We start from the raw sequence: 16847 nt of genomic DNA, 5'->3' as shown, positions 1-16847 counted from the left end.
CGCGTTTTGAACGACCGGCCGGCAGCCAGTCAATCACACCTATAAACAATCCGAATCCCCTGACCGATATGTCGAATTCGGCGTTCCAGGGGTGGCCGCCGCTGAGTAAGGTGCCTCCTGCGCAACTGCGACGCGTCGAACGGGGATGGGCGGGTGGACATGGCCGCGGAGTTATTCGAAGGGCACTATGTATGGCATCCGGCGGCCGACGACCGTGTCTTGGCGAGCGTTTGCGTCGACGTGCGCGCCGGACGTTATCGATACGCGCACGAGGCGCTCGCCGAGACGCGTACCGACTTCGCCCTGCGGGCCCACCGCTCGCTGGTGCTCGCGTCCGAGGCGGCCGGTACCGACCTGGTGGAACGCTGGCTGGACGAGGAGCCGACGCCCGAGGCGTCCCTGATGTGGGCCCGGGTCGCGGTCCAGCGCGCGCTGCGGGCCGCCGACGCGCGGGACGAGCGCGCCGAGCGGCTGGAGCGGATAGCGCTGACCGCCTGTGACCGCGCCGCCGCCATGGCCCCCGACGACCCCACGCCCTGGGTCGCCAAGCTGGCCATGGCCCGGCTGCACCGGCTCCGCGACCCCGCCCCGAAGGGGCTGCTCACCGCCCCGCCGGGCCCCTGGCGGCTCTTCGCGCACGTGCTCTCCCTCGACCCGTGGCACCGCGAGGCCCACCACCGCTTCCTGTCCTGCTTCTTCACGCGCTACGGCGGCTCGGTCAACGCCGCCTGGGACGTGGCAGCCTTCCTCAGCCAGCGGGCGCCCGCCGACTCCGCCCTGCGGCTGCTGCCGCTGGTGTCCCTCGTGGAGAGCTATAACCCCACCCAGCTGCTGGCCGACCGGGTCTGGGAGCAGCCGCAGTGGCGCTCCACCGCGCTGGCGATCTACCACAACTGGCTGCCCGCAGCGGCCGGTTACCGCTTCACCCCGGTGCTCGACCTGGCCTACCTCGCACACGCGCTGGTCATGGCCCAGCGCGAGTTCGAGGCCCGGGCGGTGTTCACGGCGATGGGTCCCTACGCCTCGCGTATGCCCTGGAGTGCCTTCGGCGACCCCGTCGAACAGCTCTCCCGGGCCCGACGCGCGTGCGGGCTGCCCGTCCCGGGACCCGTCTGACCCCGCTCGTCCGCCCTTTTCCCCCACCGAGAGAAAGGCCGATCCGTGTCGGAACGGACATCGACGCAACGCGCAAAGGCCCGCGCGGGCGACGACCCGGTCGTGCTAGACGACGACGCGACCCTGCATGCGATGGGTTATCCGCGAAAACTCACCCGGCGCTTCCGGGCTTTTGACAATTTCGCGATCTCCTTCACCATCATCAATGTCCTTTCGGGTATCTTCTCATCCTTCGGATTCGGTATGAGCGCGGGCGGCCCCCGCATTCTCGTATTCGGCTGGATAGGCGTGTCCGTCATGGTGCTGCTCATCGGTGCGGCCATGGCGGAAGTCGCCTCGGCCTATCCGACGAGCGGCGCTCTGTATTTCTCGGCCGGAAAACTCGCCAAGCGGCACAAGGGCGCCTGGTCCTGGTTCACGGGCTGGCTGAACTTCGTGGGCCAGATCGGCGGCACCGCCGCCACCGGCTACGCGGCCGCCACCTTCATCCAGGCGTTCGCGCAGCTGCAGTGGCCCTCCTACCAGCCGACCGCGCACCAGACGGTCCTGATCACCGCCGTGATCATCGTGCTCCAAGGACTGGCCAACACTTACACGGTCCAGCTCGTCGCCCTGCTCAACCGCATTTCCGTGTGGTGGCTGCTGGTCGGACTCGTCGTGATCGTGGGCGCACTCATAGTGATGCCCGATCATCATCAGCCGGCGTCCTTCGTGACGCATTTCGAGAACAACACCGGCTTCACGAGCGGACTTTACGGCGGCATGCTCGGGCTGCTGGTCACCAGTTGGACCTTCACCGGGTTCGACGGAAGCTTCCACATGTCCGAGGAAACGGTCGGCGCCACGGTCAACGCGCCGAAGGGGATCACCCGCGCCATCGGCTATTCGGCGATCACCGGCCTGATCCTGATGCTTGCACTGGTCTACAGCATTAGCGACTACGCCAAGGTGGCCGCGGCCGGTACGCCACCGGTCCAGATCCTCATCGACGGCCTCGGTCTCGGCGTCGCCAAGGTCATGCTCCTGATCGTCATCGGCGCGATGCTCTTCTGCGGTCTGGCCAACCTGACCAGCAACACCCGGCAGATCTTCGCCTTCTCCCGGGACGGCGCCATGCCCGGCTCCCGCTGGTGGCACTCGGTCTCGCCGCGCACCCGTACGCCCGTGAAGGCGGTGTGGTTCGCGGTGGCCTGCTCGCTGGCCCTCGTGCTGCCCGGCTGGTGGTCCCACACGGCGTTCACGGCCATCGTCAGCGTCAACGTGGTCGGGCTCTTCCTCGCCTACGCCGTACCGATCTTCCTGCGGCTCCGGCTCGGCGACGCGTTCCAGCCGGGGCCCTGGCACCTGGGCCGCTGGGGCCGGCCGATCGGCTGGCTCGCGGTGGTCTGGATCATCCTCAGCAGCGTCCTGTTCATGCTGCCCCAGGCCTCGCCGATCACGGTCGACTCCTTCAACTACGCGCCGATCGCGCTCGCCGCCGTCCTGCTCGTGGCCACGGTGTGGTGGTTCGCCACCGCCCGCCGCCGCTTCCAGGGCCCGGTCAGCTACGGCCGCCCCGACGAGGTCGCCGCGATGGACCTCGTCTGACCGACGGGACGCCGAGGCCGAGCGGTCCGACGGCACGGCTACGGTTGGAGCGTCCACGGAGCCGGCCTGCCGGACCAATGGGTTCGGCCGGAGCTGCCCAGAGGACCGGCCGGACCGGCCACCGGTCCGGCCGACGGGAGTTACCGGTCTCGTCGACGGAGTCATTGGTTCGGTCCGCGGGGCCGATGGTCCGTCTGCTCGGACCGGGCCGTCGGGCGGACGTATTGCCCGGCAGTCGGGTCGGCCCGCTCGCCACCGGCCCTGATTGCCCGGCCGGATCGGCTCTCCGGCCGGGCAATCAGGGCCGGCGGCCACCGGGTCGGCTCGCGTGGCCGTCGGATCCGGGCCCATCTGGCCACCGGCTCGGATTGTCCGATCGGACCGGCCGCCGGCGGCCGGCCGTTCCCGTGCCCAGTCGCCGCATGGCGCGTCCCCGTCCCTCGGCCTTGGCGTAGGGGACGCGTCTGCCAAGATACGCAGTCGCACGCCGGGGCGGTCGGGGACGGGAGCCCGGTGCGCAGATGAGCCAGGGTGACCAGTACGCGGTCGGCCCCGCCGCCTGAATCCCTCAGCGCCGAGTGGCCAGATCTCGTCCTCGAACTGAGACCACGGCCAGGGAAACCCAGGCGCCCGGCCGACTGGAGGATTCAACACGCGAAGCGCGCGGACTCGTCAGTCGCTGTCCGGGATGTCGGCTTCTGCGAGGAGGCGCGTCGCGAGGTCGTCGGCCCACTCCAGGGCCCAGACGCGCAGCGCGGTGATGGTGGCACCGTCGAGCCCATAGGCGGCGAAGGCTTCGTCGTCAGTCCACTCGGCGCCCGTCAGATTCGACTGCAGATCCTCACGCTCGAAGCGGCCGCGGGCGTGACGGCGGCCGAACTCCTCGAGCTCGACATTGCTCCAGCGACGGGAGGCCGCGTACACGTCGATCAGGTCGCGGGGTGCTCCGCGGTCGGCAAGGGCACGGACCTTGGCCCCGATCACGTCTTCCTCCGCGAGGACAGGTCCGTAGGGGCTCTGGGCGGCGGGCCGCGAAAAGATCTCCTTGAGGCCAGCCGCGGGCTTCCAGGCCGACGCGGAGCGTGGCCGCGATATCGGCCATGGGCGCCGGGTTCTCGGTGGCAACATCGAGATCCTGGCTGGGGCGGTTCACGAGGCGGTGTGCCCGCACGGCGTAGCCACCGGTGAGAACCAGCGGATACCGCGATCCGAGCGCGATCACATCCGCCAGGAGCCGCGTGTGCAGCTCCGGCATCTCCGTCACGCCGCTGCTCGGCTGCGGGCGGCGAGCTGGGGGAAGGCCTCTTCCCACACGGTGCGTACGGTGCGACCGACGAGTGTGCGCAGCACCGGCCACATCTGCAGGAGGAGATCCCGGTTGAGGAACTGGGGCAGATCGTCGCGCAGGCCCTCGTGCAGGACGGTGCGGTAGAGGCCCATGCGCTGACGAGGCTTGCCCAGGTCGTACGAGGTCATCCCCGACCAGGCCACGTGCAGCGGCAGCTGCACGATCCCCTGGGTCGGACCCCGCAGCTCCTCCAGCGACTCCGGCAGACGCCGCCGAAACTTCTCCCGGTACAGCGCGAGATCCTCGGCGACCGCTCCCGAGAGGTCGCTCACCGCGGTTCCGGGGAGCTGAGGGCTGAACGACATGCACCCATTATGGCGGCAGTGGAGTGGTGAGGGGCATGATCCGTGAGCTCGCGTCCGCAGCAGGCGGGATGGGCGGGCGGCTTCAGTGATGTCCGTACCCGGTCGGGCCGCAGAGGCAGGTCGGCGACTCAGCGCACGGAAGGCGTGCTGAGTCGCTGACCTGCACTTATGTGCAGTTCCTCGTAACGTGCAGGTCAGAGCCTTGCGATCGTCGTGCAGGCTGCTCGATGTGTGAGGACGGGGGTCAGGAAGGCTTGACCGCCGAGACCGGGGTGACGGTCACCTTGTTGTCGCACTCGGCCCACCACCCGTCGTTCAGGGCGACCTGGTGCTTCCCGGAGTGCGGCAGCCCGATGACCATCGTCGGATACACCTTCGGGGTCGTGCCCGACACGCAGTAGCCGTCGGCCTCCCCTTGGACCTGGACGAAGGTCAGCTTCACCCACGCCTTGCCGTGCGGCCGGACCGTCACGTTGGCCGCCCTGCCGGTGCGGGTGACCTTGAGCGGGGTGTTGTGGGCGGGGGAGCCGTTGCCGGCGCCCGCGACCGTCGGGTGGCCCTTCAGGATGCATGTGTGCCGGGAGACGTTGGTGAACTGCACGACCGCCGCCCCCGTCCCGGTCCCGACGGGCCGGTGGGCGGCCTGCCAGGCGCTGACCTTGAGGGCGGAGGCCGCGCAGGCGGGCGGCGGGGTGGAGGTGGTGGTGGTCGCCGCCATGGCGGTGCCGGGCAGGATGCCGGCCACCGCCGCCGCGACGGCCGTGACCGCCGTCGTCGCCAGAGCCGCCCTGCGAATGCCGTTGTTGTGCTGCCGCATGCTGTCGTCCCCCTGAGTCGTCTCGTCCGCGGGTTTCGGTCGTCGGTTGTTGCCCCGCGGTACGCGTGTCGTGGTACGTGAGTGCAGACAGGGCGGGAGAGCGGCGGGGTTCCGTGCGGCGACTCTTGTGACGGAACGGTGACAACAGGCCGCACCCGCGCGGATGGTGGTCAGGGCAGACAGAAGCACCTCCAGGTGGCGGGTGCCGCTGCCACCGACCACGTCAGCCTCCAACGCGCGATGGCGGGTCAGTGGTCGACGGACACGGCGTGAACGGCGCCGTCCGGCCCGGGCCGGCCCTCCTGGCCCCCTACCGGACTCACCCGGCCACCGGCCCCGGCTAGTCCGGCCACCGGCCCCGACTCGTCTCCGCCGGCCCCGGCTAGTCCGGCCACCGGCCACCGGTCCCGACCCGCCCGGCCGCCGGCCCCGGTCCGCCCGGTCGCCGGACCCGGGCCGCCAGGCCACCGGCCCTGACTCGTCGCCGCCGGCCCCGGCCAGTCCGGTCGCCGGCCCCGGCCCGCCCGGTCGCCGGCCCTGGCCCGCCAGGCCACCGGCCCCGGCTAGTCCGGCCACCGGCCCCGGCCCGCCCGGTCAGCGGACCAAGGCCGCCCGGCCGCCAGCCGCGGTCCGCCCGGTCGCCGGACCCGGGCCGCCAGGCCACCGGACCCGCCCCGTCCCGTCACCGAAGTCCGGCGTGCCGCACGGGGACCGCGTCGGGGGCTTCGTGAATGCCGGGAACCCTCTTCAGGGGTCCAGACCAATATTGGTGGCGCGGCATGCGCCGAAGTGCTGGCCGGGGCCCGCGGCCTGATCCATAGTTGGCGCACAACCGTGCACCGGACCAGCCCCGACTCGGATACCTGGGGGGATTCGCGCCCATGAGCAGAGCCGAACAGCCGTCCCGTAGAACCGTCCTGGCGGTCGCCATCGCCGCGGCGGTGACCGGCACCGCGACCCCCGCCGCCGCCACCGCCCGGCGGACGCCCCGCGCGGCCGACTCCGGCCGGGCGCAGGTCCGCCCGATCGAGTACCACGGCTGGACCACCGCCCGCGAGTGGCGCTCCGGCACCGGACAGGGCACGCGGGTCGCCGCCGGGCACCGTCCGGGCCTGGTGATCGGCGCCCCCGCGGGCCGCAGCGACTACACCGACCCGCACACCGGCACCACCGCCACCTGGGAGTTCGCCACCTGGACCACCCCGGCCCACCGGCTCGCCGTCCCCGCCACCGAGGTCGTCGCCTCCTGGAACGCCGACACCCCCGAGGGCACCTGGATCCAGGTCGAGCTGGGGGGCACCTACTCCGACGGCACCGACACCCCCTGGTACGTGATGGGCCGCTGGGCCGCCGGCGACCAGGACATCAAGCGGACCTCCGTGGACGGTCAGACCGACGGCAAGAGCACCGTCTGGACCGACACCTTCTCCATCGACGACGCGAGCACCGGCCTGCGCCTGGCCGCGTACCGGCTGCGTCTGACGCTGTACCGCAGGCCTGGCACCCGGCTGACCCCCACCGTCTGGCGGCTCGGCGCGATGGGCTCCGACGTCCCCGACCGCTTCACCGTCCCGGCCTCGACTCCCGGCCTCGCCCAGGAACTGGCCGTCCCGCGCTACTCCCAGGAGATTCACAAGGGCCAGTACCCGCAGTTCGACAACGGCGGCGAGGCCTGGTGCAGCCCCACCTCATCGCAGATGATCATCGAGTACTGGGGCGGCCGGCTCACCGCCGAGCAGCTGTCCTGGGTGGATCCGTCCTATGCCGACCCCCAGGTCGACAACGCCGCCCGCTTCACCTACGACTACCAGTACGAGGGCTGCGGCAACTGGCCGTTCAACGCCGCCTACGCGGCCACCTACCCGGGTCTGCAGAGCGTCGTCACTCGGCTCGGCTCGCTGACCGACCTGGAGACGCTGGTCGCGGCGGGTATCCCGGCCATCACGTCCCAGTCCTTCCTCAGCAGTGAGCTGACCGGCGCCAGCTACGGCACCTCCGGCCATCTGATGACCGTGATCGGCTTCACGGCGGACGGGGACGTGATCGCCAACGACCCGGCCTCACCGAGCGACGCGGCCGTACGGCGGGTCTACCTGCGCCGCGAGTTCGAGAACATCTGGCTCAGGACCAAGCGGCACAACGCCTCCGGCGCGGTCGTCTCCGGCACCGGGGGAGTCTGCTACCTGTACTTTCCCGCCCATCCGAGCCCGCGCCAACGCAAGGCGCTCGCCGCCGTGGGCGTGCGCTGACCCGGCCCGTGTGAGCAAGGTCTCGACCGCGAACACCGTCGCGGGTGGCAAGGTGGACAAATGGGTGGGGAAGCCCCGTACGTCCGACCTCTGTGAGCAATCATGACCGCACACCCGGCCACCGCCACCCGCGTCCGCACCGGCGGGCCCCAGGAAGACGGCCCGAAGATCCTCGAGCACGTCATGGGCTGGGTCCTCGTCGTGGTGACCGCGATGCTCGTGACCCAGCTGGGCCTGCTCTGAGCCGCCCCTGGGCGGTCGGCATGTTCTGACATACTGCGGATGTCCCGCCGACTCCGAGACCAGGGTCGAGAGTGAATATGCCTCAGCAGCGTGCCGAAGCCGGTCCCCAGGCTCTCGACGCGACGCGCGCCGGGGAAGCGTCCGGCCGGGCGCGGGGCACCGAGCGCTCGGTGGCCCGGCGCGCCGAACTCATCGCCGTCGGGCGCAAGCTGTTCGCCGACACGTCCTACGACGCGCTGTCCATGGACGACATCGCCCGCCAGGCGCAGGTCGCCAAGGGGCTGATCTACTACTACTTCCGCTCCAAGCGCGGCTACTACCTGGCGATCATCGAGGACTCCGTCGCCGGTCTGGTCTCGTTCGCCGCGAGCGGTCTCGAACTGCCCGCCGTGGACCGCGTCCACCGCACCATCGACGGTTATCTGCGGTACGCCGAAAGCCACCAGGCCGCCTACCGCACCATCGTCGGCGGCGGCGTCGGTTTCGACGCCGAGGTGCACGCCGTCCGGGACGGCGTGCGCGCGGCGATCATCACGACCATCGCCGAAGGCGCCTACGGCCGCCGCGACATCTCCCCGCTCGCCCGCATGGGCCTGCTGACCTGGGTGTGCGGCGTGGAGGGCGCCACCCTGGACTGGATCGGCCGCCCCGAGCTGACCCGGGCCGCCATGTGCGAGCTGCTGGTCAAGACGCTCGGCGGGGCACTGCGCGCCATCGAGGAACTGGATCCGTCCTGTCCGGCGCCGCCCCCGGCCCGCCGCGACGGCTGACGCACGCGAGGGAGCGGAGGCTCGTGGTCCTCCGCTCCCAAGCCCCCCGTGGTCCGGGTCAGTTGATGGCCCTGATCAGCTCACCGTTCGCGGTGTCGCCGCTCAGCTCCCAGAAGAACGTGCCGCCCAGTCCCTGCTGGTTCTTGTACGTCATCTTCGTGGCGATCGTGGCGGGGGTGTCGTAACTCCACCAGTCGCTGCCGCACTTGGCGTAGGCCGTGCCACCCACCGTGCCGGTCGCCGGGCACTTGGCCTTGAGCACCTTGTAGTCGTCGATGCCCTGCTCGTAGGTGCCCGCCGCCGGTCCGGTCGCGGTGCCGCCGGGCGCCGTCTGGGTGACACCGGTCCAGCCGCGCCCGTAGAAGCCGATGCCGAGCAGCAGCTTGGAGGCCGGGACGCCGAGGCCCTTGAGCTTGGCGATGGTGGCCGAGGTGGAGAAGTCCGCCTTGGGGATGCCGGAGTAGGACGTCAGCGGGGAGTGCGGCGCGGTCGGGCCGGTGGCGTCCCAGGCGCCGAAGTAGTCGTACGTCATCGGGTTGTACCAGTCGACGTACTGGGCGGCTCCGGCGTAGTTCGCCGCGTCTATCCTGCCGCCGCTGCTGGCGTCCGCGGTGATCGCCGCCGTGACCAGGCCACCGGAGCCGAACTTCGCGCGCAGGGCCGCCAGTACGTTCTTGAACGCCTCCCGGCCGCTGGTGTCGCAGGTGTTACCGCAGGCGTTCGGGTACTCCCAGTCGATGTCGATGCCGTCGAAGACGCCCGCCCACTTGGAGTTCTTCACCAGGTCGTAGCAGGACTGGGCGAAGGCCGCCGGGTTCTTCGCGGCCTCCGCGAAGCCGCTGGACCAGGTCCAGCCGCCGAAGGACCACAGGACCTTCAGCCCGGGGTGCTTCTTCTTCAGCTTCAGCAGCTGGTTGAAGTTGCCCCGCAGCGGCTGGTCCCAGGTGTCGGCCACGCCGTCCACCGACTCGGCGGCCGTGTAGGCGCGGTCGGTGGCCGCGTAGGAGTCGCCGAGTGCACACTTGCCGCCGGTGACGTTGCCGAACGCGTAGTTGATGTGGGTCAGTCTGGCCGCCGAGCCCGAGGTCTCGACGTTCTTGACGTAGTACTTGCGGTCGTATGTGCCCCATTCGGTGAAGTAGCCGACGACCTTCGAGCCGGCCTGGACCCGCGGGGTGGCGGGAGCGGCCGCGCTCGCGGTGCCCGCGCCGGCCAGCAGTCCGGCGCCCAGCACGGTGGAACACGCCGCGGAGACGAGCGCCCGGAACCGGGTGCGATTGCGGAGGGGAGAGTGCATCGGGGTGGCTCCTCGTGGGGGTGGGGGAACGCGCGCCGATTGGCATGAACGCGGTAAAGCGTTGGTCATGCACAGTAGGAGGACTAGACCACTAGGTCAATGGTTCGGACCAATACAACCGGGTGGGTGACCTGGATCCGGCTTCCTGAAGTAAGCGGTCGTTAACTGGTGACGCCGGGGCGCGGATCGGGCATACTCACAGCGCACAGCCGCTGGTCAGCAGCTTCCGAGACCCGGAAGCGGGCCCCACGGCCGACCGGAGCGACCGCGTGGAGCCGCCCCCACCCCGGGCCGGACCGCCGGTGCCCGAACAGGGAGGAGACCGACGCCATGTCCGACCGCGATCCGCAGCCGGTGGAGCGTCAACTGCCGACGGAAGAGGCGAGGGATCTGCTCGCGCTCGTCCGGGAGATCGGCCGGCGCGAGATCGCGCCGAGGGCCGCTCAGGAGGAGGACGCGGAGCACTTCCCGCGTGAGGTCTTCACCCTGCTCTCCGAGTCCGGCCTGCTCGGCCTGCCGTACGACGCCGAATACGGCGGCGGCGGCGGCCAGCCCTACGAGGTCTACCTCCAGGTCCTGGAAGAGCTGGCCGCCGCCCGGCTCACCGTGGGTCTCGGGGTCAGCGTGCACACCCTCGCCTCCTACGCGCTCGCCGCCTACGGCACCAAGCAGCAGCAGGTCGAGCACCTGCCCGCGATGCTCGGCGGCGGACTGCTCGGGGCGTACTGCCTGTCCGAGCCGTCCTCCGGCTCCGACGCGGCCTCCCTGCGCACCAAGGCCGTCCGGGAGGGCGACGAGTGGGTGATCGACGGGACCAAGGCCTGGATCACCCACGGCGGCATCGCCGACTTCTACACCGTGATGGCCCGTACGGGGGAGGACGGCCCGCGCGGGATCACCGCGTTCCTTGTGCCCGGTGACGCCCCGGGGCTCAGCGGTGCGGTGCCCGAGAAGAAGATGGGCATGAAGGGCTCGCCCACCGCGCAGGTCCACTTCGACGGCGTCCGGGTCCCCGACGGCCGGCGCATCGGCGAGGAGGGCCAGGGCTTCGCCATCGCCCTGTCCGCCCTGGACTCGGGGCGGCTCGGCATCGCGGCCTGCGCCATCGGCGTCGCCCAGGCCGCGCTCGACGAGGCGGTCGCCTACGCCACCGAGCGCCGGCAGTTCGGCCGTCCCATCGCCGACTTCCAGGGCCTGCGCTTCATGATCGCCGACATGGCGACCCAGATCGAGGCCGGCCGCGCGCTCTACCTGGCCGCCGCCCGGCTGCGCGACGCGGGCAGGCCGTTCGCCAAGCAGGCCGCCATGGCCAAGCTGCACTGCACGGACACGGCCATGAAGGTCACCACCGACGCCGTGCAGATACTCGGCGGCTACGGCTACACGGCCGACTTCCCGGCCGAACGCCTGATGCGCGAGGCCAAGGTCCTGCAGATCGTCGAGGGCACCAACCAGATCCAGCGGATGGTCATCGCCCGTCATGTGGCGGGACCCGAGGGTCGCTGAACTGGCCCGCCAGGACCGTCGGGGCCGCCAGTCTGACCCACTCCGGGTCGTGGCGCCCCGGCAGCGTCCGGCCCCGGTCGGCCCAGGTGCGCAGGAGATCCCGGTAGATGGGCGGGTCCTGCGGCACGGGTGGAGGCGGAACCGATTCTGCGGGCCGGGGGACGAAGATGCGGCGCTGACGCCCGGTCGCCGAGTACGTGGGGGTCATGTCCGGCCAACGCCCCGGCGGCCGGACAGGTCACCCCCCGGCGGAATCGCGCGTCAGTTCACGCCCGTCCGGCTCCCCTCTCTGGTCACCTCCCGCGATCTGACGTACCGTCAGCGAATCGTCTCCCAGGGGGTGTCCGTGGCCGACGACCGTCCCGTACCGCTCGACGAGTACCCGGTGCACCAGGTGCCGCTGTCCATGAAACACGTGGCCACCGGCGACCGGAACGCCTACGACCGCTGCATCTTCCACGTCCTCGACCACACGGGCCGGGCCCTGCTCATTCTCGGCCTCGGCGTCTACCCCAACCTCGGCGTGATCGACGCCTACGCCACCTTCCGCACGGGCGACACCCTGCACGCGGTCCGCGCCTCGGACGCGCTCGGCGAGGACCGCACCCGGCTCGCCGTCGGCCCGCTGCGCATCGACGTCCAGGAGCCCCTGCGCCGGCTGCGGCTGCGCTGCGCGGACGAACTCCTCTCCTGCGACCTCACCTGGACGGCCGCCTTCCCGGCGCTCTGGGAGCCGCACCACCTGCAGCGCCGGGGCGACCGGCTCACCCTGGAGGGCCGCCGCTTCGTCCAGGCCGGGACCGTACAGGGCGCGATCCGGGCCGGGGGTGAGCGGTTCACCGTCGCACCCGGGAGCTGGACCGGCACCCGGGACCGCAGCTGGGGCGTCAGGCCGTTGCCGGGCGAGGACGGCGGACGGCTCGCCGGTGACCATCCCACCGAGGGCTTCCACTGGATCTGGTGCCCGGTCGCCTTCGAGGACCGCTTCCTGATGGTCGTCACCCAGGAGGACGCCGACGGCTACCGCTCCCTCAACGACGCCACCGTCGTCCGACCCGGTCACCGCGACCGCCAACTCGGCTGGCCCCGGGCCCACATCACCTATCTCCCGGGCACCCGCCACCCGGAACGCGCGCTCATCCGGCTCGGGGACCCGCGCGAGCCCGGGGAACTGGAGGTGGAGATCCTCGCCTCCTCCCCGCTCGCCGTCGGGGCCGGCTATCCGCCGGCCGGGGACTGGCAGCACGGGACGTGGCGGGGCCGGGGCTGGGTGGACCGCCGTACCTACGACATGAAGTCGCCCGACCCGCTCGCCGCGTACGGCGTCACCGACCACTCGGCCCGCTTCCGGCTCGACGGACGGACCGGGTACGGCATCTTCGAGCACGGCACCTTCGGACGGCACGATCCGAGCGGGTTCACCGGATTCGACTCGGTCGCCCCCTGAGCCGCGCTTCGAGGGAGGACACAATGGCCCCCGCGCCCCGCCCGCGCACCACCACCCGCGACCCCGGGGAACTCGCCCGGCGCCTGACGGCCTGGCTCGGCACCCGGCTGCCCGGCGCCAAGGCCACCGGCGTCACCGTCCCGGCCTCCAACGGCATGTCCAGCGAGACCCTGTTGTTCGAGCTGGAACACCCCGGGCCCCCGGTCCGCGCCTGCGCGTTGCGGCTGGCGGCCGACCCGGCGGCGTACACCGTGTTCCCGGAGTACGACATGGTCCGGCAGTACCGCACCCTGCGGCTGGTGGCCGAACACTCCGACGTGCCCGTGCCCCGGGTGCTGTGGCTGGAGGAGGACCCGGGCCCGCTGGGGGCGCCGTTCTTCGTCATGGAGGCGGTCGCCGGACGCGTGCCGCCGGACGTCATGCCGTACACATACGAGGGGAGTTGGCTGCACGCGGCGAGCGACGGCGAACGCGAGCGGCTCGAAGCCACGACCCTCGGCGTCCTCGCCCGGCTGCACGACCAGGTGCCCGTCGCCCAAGCCGGCTTCCTCGCCCCGCCCGGCGAGGGCGACCCGCTGCGCCGGCACGTGAGCGCCCAACGCGCCTACTACGCCTGGGTGGTCGACGGCCTGGCCCGCTCCCCGCTCATCGAGGCCGCGTTCGAGCGACTGGAGCGGATGTGGCCCCGCGATCCGGGCGACCCCGTCCTGAACTGGGGTGACGCCCGGATCGGGAACGTCGTCTACGACGGCTTCGAGCCCGTCGCCGTCCTGGACTGGGAGATGGCGGCGCCGGCCCCGCGCGAGGTGGACCTCGGCTGGACCGTCTATCTGCACCGCTTCTTCCAGGACCTCGCGGTCGGCTCCGGACAGCGCGGCCTGCCCGAACTCCTGCGCCGCGACCGCGTCGAGGGCCGCTACGCCCGGCTGACCGGCCACACCCCGCGCGACATGGACTTCTACACCCTCTACGCCGCCCTGCGGCACGCGATCGTGATGCTTCGCATCGCCTACCGGCAGGCGTACTTCGGGGAGGTCGCCGTCCCGGCGGACCCGGACGCGCTGATCCTGCACCACGACACCCTGCGTGCCATGGTGCGGGGCGACTACTGGGACCGAGTGGACCGAGGGGACTGATGGACTGAGCCGGGGAGGCCGGCCCGGCGGCGCGTCAGGCGGCCTGGCGGCCCATCACCGACACGCGCATCGGGCGCGAACCCGGGCCGCCGACGTGCGAGAACGGCTGCGTCCGCCAGTCAAGGCCCTGGGGGAGCGTGAGCAGCAGGGCGGTGTCCTGCTCCTGCGGCGTGGCCGACTCGTCGGCCGGGCGGGCGTCGGCCGCCGCACGGCCGGTGCCCGCGCAGACCGTGAGCCCGAACGGGTTCCAGGGCGAGACGCACAGCGCGTGCTCCGGCAGGACCTCCTCGTCCGCCAGCAGCGCGATGGGCTGCGCGCAGTCCGGGCAGATCACCCGGAACATCTCGAAGGTGTCGTAGGCGTCCAACTCGTCGTCGAAGGCGTCGGGTTCGACGCCCTCCGGCTCGGGTTCGACGACGGGCTGCTGCCGCTTGGACGCGGATCGACCAGGGCGCTTGACACTCTGCATGGGTTCTCCCCCTAAGGCTGGGCCGTGACGGCACTGCGGCCTCGACCACACCAAGCACTTCCCGTCCGACCTCCGGGGTAATCACGAGACCATCACGGAGCGCGTCCGAGACGTGTGGTGTTCGTCACATGCCCACCGTGACCGGCCGATGCGGGCGCCGGTTCGGGGTTTTTCGCCGGGAACCTGCCATGACCTGCGCTCTCCGCTATCCGTGGAGATCAGCGACACGGTAGGTTCTGGCGCCATGGAGGAGCTGGACCGACAGATCGTGCAGCTGCTCGTCAAGGACGGGCGGATGAGCTACACAGACTTGGGCAAGGCCACGGGCCTGTCCACGTCGGCCGTGCACCAGCGGGTGCGCCGGCTCGAACAGCGTGGCGTCATCCGCGGCTATGCCGCGGTGGTCGACCCCGAGGCCGTGGGGCTGCCGCTCACCGCGTTCATCTCGGTGAAACCCTTCGACCCCAGCGCCCCCGACGACATCGCCGAGCGGCTCGCCGACGTCCCCGAGATCGAGGCCTGCCACAGCGTCGCCGGCGACGAGAACTACATCCTCAAGGTGCGCGTGGCCACCCCGCACGAACTGGAGGAACTGCTGGCCCGCGTGCGCTCCCTGGCCGGGGTCTCCACCCGGACGACGGTGGCCCTCTCAACGCCGTACGAGGCACGACCGCCGAAGATCTGAGGACACGCCCGCCCCGTGGCCCCGGTGCCTCGCGTGCCCCGCGCACACGAGAGACTGTCGGCATGAGTGAGCAGTCCGCCGAGCCCCAGACCGTCCTGCTGCGCCGCGGGGAGGTGCACAGCCCCGCCGACCCCTTCGCCACCGCGATGGTGGTGGAGCGCGGCCAGGTCGCCTGGGTCGGCTCCGAAGGCGCCGCCGACGCCTTCGCCGACGGGGTGGACGAGGTGATCGACCTCGACGGCGCCCTGGTCACGCCCGCCTTCACCGACGCCCATGTGCACACCACCGCCACGGGTCTCGCCCTGACCGGCCTGGACCTGACCGGCGCCGCCTCCCTCGAGGCGGCCCTCGCCCAGGTCCGCGAGTTCGCCGCCGCCCGCCCTCGCGACCGGGTCCTGCTGGGCCACGGCTGGGACGCCGCCCGCTGGCCCGGCGGTCGCCCGCCCACCCGCGCCGAGCTGGACGAGGCCACCGGCGGCCGCCCCCTGTACCTCTCCCGGATCGACGTGCACTCGGCGGTCGTCACCACCGCCCTGCTCGACCTGGTCCACGCGGAGGTCCCGCGCGAGGACGCCCCGCTCACCCGGGACGCCCACCACACCGTGCGCGCGGCCGCCCTCGCCGCCGTCACCCCCGCCCAGCGCGCGGAGGCCCAGCGCACCGCGCTCGCCCACGCGGCCTCCCTCGGTATCGGCTCGGTGCACGAGTGCGGAGGGCCGCAGATCTCCTCCGAGGACGACTTCACCTCGCTGCTGCGCCTCGCCGCCGAGATCCCCGGCCCCCGGGTCGTCGGCTACTGGGCCGAGCAGGCCGACGAGGGCGTGACCAGGGCGCGGGAACTGGGCGCCCTGGGCGCCGCGGGCGACCTCTTCGCCGACGGCGCCCTCGGCTCGCACACCGCCTGTCTGCACGAGCCGTACGCCGACGCCGGCCACCAGGGCACCGCCTACCTGGACGCCGACGCCGTCGCCGCCCATGTCGTCGCCTGCACCGAGGTCGGACTGCAGGCCGGCTTCCACGCCATCGGCGACGCCGCCGTGACCGCCGTCGTCGAGGGGGTGCGCGCCGCCGCCGAGAAGGTCGGCCTCGCCCGGATCCGCGCCGCCCGGCACCGCGTCGAACACGCCGAGATGCTCACCCCGCGGACCATCGCCGGCTTCGCCGAGCTGGGCCTGACCGCCTCCGTGCAGCCCGCCTTCGACGCCCTGTGGGGCGGTGAGGACGGCATGTACGCCCGCCGTCTGGGCGTCGAGCGGGCCCGCACCCTCAATCCTTACGCGGCCCTGCTGCGGGCCGGTGTCCCGCTCGCCTTCGGCTCCGACAGCCCGGTCACCCCGCTCGACCCCTGGGGTACGGTCCGCGCCGCCGCCTTCCACCACACACCCGAGCACCGGGTCTCCGTGCGCGCCGCCTTCACCGCACACACGCGCGGGGGGTGGCGGGCGGTGGGCCGGGACGACGCGGGGGTGCTGGCGCCGGGCGCACCCGCCGACTACGCGGTCTGGCGCACCGACGAACTGATCGTCCAGGCCCCCGACGACCGGGTGGCGCGCTGGTCGACCGACCCGCGCTCCGGCACCCCCGGTCTGCCCGACCTCACGCCCGGCCGCGACCTCCCGGTCTGCCTGCGCACCGTGGTGGGCGGACGGACGGTGTTCGTACGGCCGGGCGAGTGATCTCCCGGGGTGGCGCGGCGGCGTCGGGTCCGGGCCGCCCCGTCGTCCGACCTGCGCATCCTTTGCGGCCGTCGCCCGGCAGGTAGCGTTCGCACTGGTCAGGAGGCTGTTGACAGTCGGCGGCCGGGGGCCGGTAGGTTCGGCCGGGTCCACCACCGGACGCCCGACCGGGGAGTGTTCGCGCAACTCGTCGCAG

The 16847-nt window shown here is 72.0% G+C and carries 15 protein-coding genes and 1 pseudogene; 10 read left to right on the top strand and 6 right to left on the bottom strand.

Annotation, left to right across the window (positions count from 1 at the left end; translation table 11 throughout):
- Positions 1–159: 159 nt before the first annotated feature.
- Positions 160–1116, top strand: a complete 957-nt coding sequence (locus ACIBA9_RS20130) for a hypothetical protein (protein WP_393900091.1) — start codon at positions 160–162, stop codon at positions 1114–1116.
- Between the two features lie 45 nt (positions 1117–1161).
- Positions 1162–2703 carry an amino acid permease gene (locus ACIBA9_RS20125; protein WP_399364730.1) on the top strand — a complete coding sequence of 514 codons (1542 nt, stop codon included), beginning with the start codon at positions 1162–1164 and terminating at the stop codon, positions 2701–2703.
- Positions 2704–3375: 672 nt separating this feature from the next.
- Here the strand turns inward: ACIBA9_RS20125 and ACIBA9_RS20120 are convergent.
- The 4 genes and pseudogenes from ACIBA9_RS20120 to ACIBA9_RS20105 all read right to left on the bottom strand — a co-directional run bounded on the left by ACIBA9_RS20120 (position 3376) and on the right by ACIBA9_RS20105 (position 5173).
- Positions 3376–3687, bottom strand: coding sequence for a nucleotidyl transferase AbiEii/AbiGii toxin family protein (locus ACIBA9_RS20120; RefSeq protein ID WP_399364728.1), 312 nt, complete (start codon positions 3685–3687; stop codon positions 3376–3378).
- Positions 3688–3726: 39 nt separating this feature from the next.
- Positions 3727–3958 (bottom strand): annotated as a pseudogene (locus ACIBA9_RS20115) (nucleotidyl transferase AbiEii/AbiGii toxin family protein); the annotation flags it as partial.
- Between the two features lie 5 nt (positions 3959–3963).
- Complete coding sequence (locus ACIBA9_RS20110) at positions 3964–4356, bottom strand: hypothetical protein (RefSeq protein WP_399364726.1); 393 nt, start codon at positions 4354–4356, stop codon at positions 3964–3966.
- A 244-nt stretch (positions 4357–4600) separates the two neighbouring features.
- Positions 4601–5173, bottom strand: a complete 573-nt coding sequence (locus ACIBA9_RS20105; protein WP_399364724.1) for a DUF4232 domain-containing protein — start codon at positions 5171–5173, stop codon at positions 4601–4603.
- Between the two features lie 881 nt (positions 5174–6054).
- Here ACIBA9_RS20105 and ACIBA9_RS20100 point away from each other — a divergent pair.
- The 3 genes from ACIBA9_RS20100 to ACIBA9_RS20090 all read left to right on the top strand — a co-directional run bounded on the left by ACIBA9_RS20100 (position 6055) and on the right by ACIBA9_RS20090 (position 8435).
- Entirely contained in the window at positions 6055–7422 is a 1368-nt protein-coding gene (locus ACIBA9_RS20100; protein ID WP_399364722.1) for a peptidase C39 family protein, read from the top strand.
- A gap of 102 nt (positions 7423–7524) precedes the next feature.
- Positions 7525–7665, top strand: a complete 141-nt coding sequence (locus ACIBA9_RS20095; RefSeq protein WP_362161557.1) for an SCO1431 family membrane protein — start codon at positions 7525–7527, stop codon at positions 7663–7665.
- Positions 7666–7736: 71 nt separating this feature from the next.
- Entirely contained in the window at positions 7737–8435 is a 699-nt protein-coding gene (locus ACIBA9_RS20090; RefSeq protein ID WP_399364719.1) for a TetR/AcrR family transcriptional regulator, read from the top strand.
- A 58-nt stretch (positions 8436–8493) separates the two neighbouring features.
- Here ACIBA9_RS20090 and ACIBA9_RS20085 read toward each other — a convergent pair whose 3' ends face one another.
- Positions 8494–9732, bottom strand: coding sequence for a glycoside hydrolase family 18 protein (locus ACIBA9_RS20085; protein ID WP_399364717.1), 1239 nt, complete (start codon positions 9730–9732; stop codon positions 8494–8496).
- 330 nt (positions 9733–10062) lie between these two features.
- On the opposite strand from ACIBA9_RS20085, the gene ACIBA9_RS20080 reads away from it, so the two are divergent.
- From ACIBA9_RS20080 to ACIBA9_RS20070, 3 genes are all read left to right on the top strand, one after another.
- A complete protein-coding gene (locus ACIBA9_RS20080; protein ID WP_399364715.1) occupies positions 10063–11238 on the top strand; it encodes an acyl-CoA dehydrogenase family protein in 1176 nt (391 codons plus the stop codon).
- 346 nt (positions 11239–11584) lie between these two features.
- Complete coding sequence (locus ACIBA9_RS20075; RefSeq protein WP_399364713.1) at positions 11585–12685, top strand: hypothetical protein; 1101 nt, start codon at positions 11585–11587, stop codon at positions 12683–12685.
- 23 nt (positions 12686–12708) lie between these two features.
- Complete coding sequence (locus ACIBA9_RS20070) at positions 12709–13821, top strand: phosphotransferase family protein (protein WP_399364711.1); 1113 nt, start codon at positions 12709–12711, stop codon at positions 13819–13821.
- 34 nt (positions 13822–13855) lie between these two features.
- Here the strand turns inward: ACIBA9_RS20070 and ACIBA9_RS20065 are convergent, their stop codons facing one another.
- Complete coding sequence (locus tag ACIBA9_RS20065) at positions 13856–14290, bottom strand: hypothetical protein (protein WP_362161573.1); 435 nt, start codon at positions 14288–14290, stop codon at positions 13856–13858.
- Positions 14291–14534: 244 nt separating this feature from the next.
- On the opposite strand from ACIBA9_RS20065, the gene ACIBA9_RS20060 reads away from it, so the two are divergent.
- Together ACIBA9_RS20060 and ACIBA9_RS20055 are read left to right on the top strand one after the other, a co-directional pair.
- A complete protein-coding gene (locus ACIBA9_RS20060; RefSeq protein WP_362161576.1) occupies positions 14535–14975 on the top strand; it encodes an Lrp/AsnC family transcriptional regulator in 441 nt (146 codons plus the stop codon).
- A gap of 62 nt (positions 14976–15037) precedes the next feature.
- Positions 15038–16651, top strand: coding sequence for an amidohydrolase (locus ACIBA9_RS20055; RefSeq protein ID WP_399364708.1), 1614 nt, complete (start codon positions 15038–15040; stop codon positions 16649–16651).
- Positions 16652–16847: the final 196 nt, after the last annotated feature.

The sequence above is a fragment of the Streptomyces sp. NPDC051452 genome, from assembly GCF_044454765.1.
Lineage (GTDB): Bacteria > Actinomycetota > Actinomycetes > Streptomycetales > Streptomycetaceae > Streptomyces.
The sequence above is the reverse complement of the archived record's forward strand: the minus strand, read 5'-3'. Positions and strand labels throughout refer to the sequence as shown.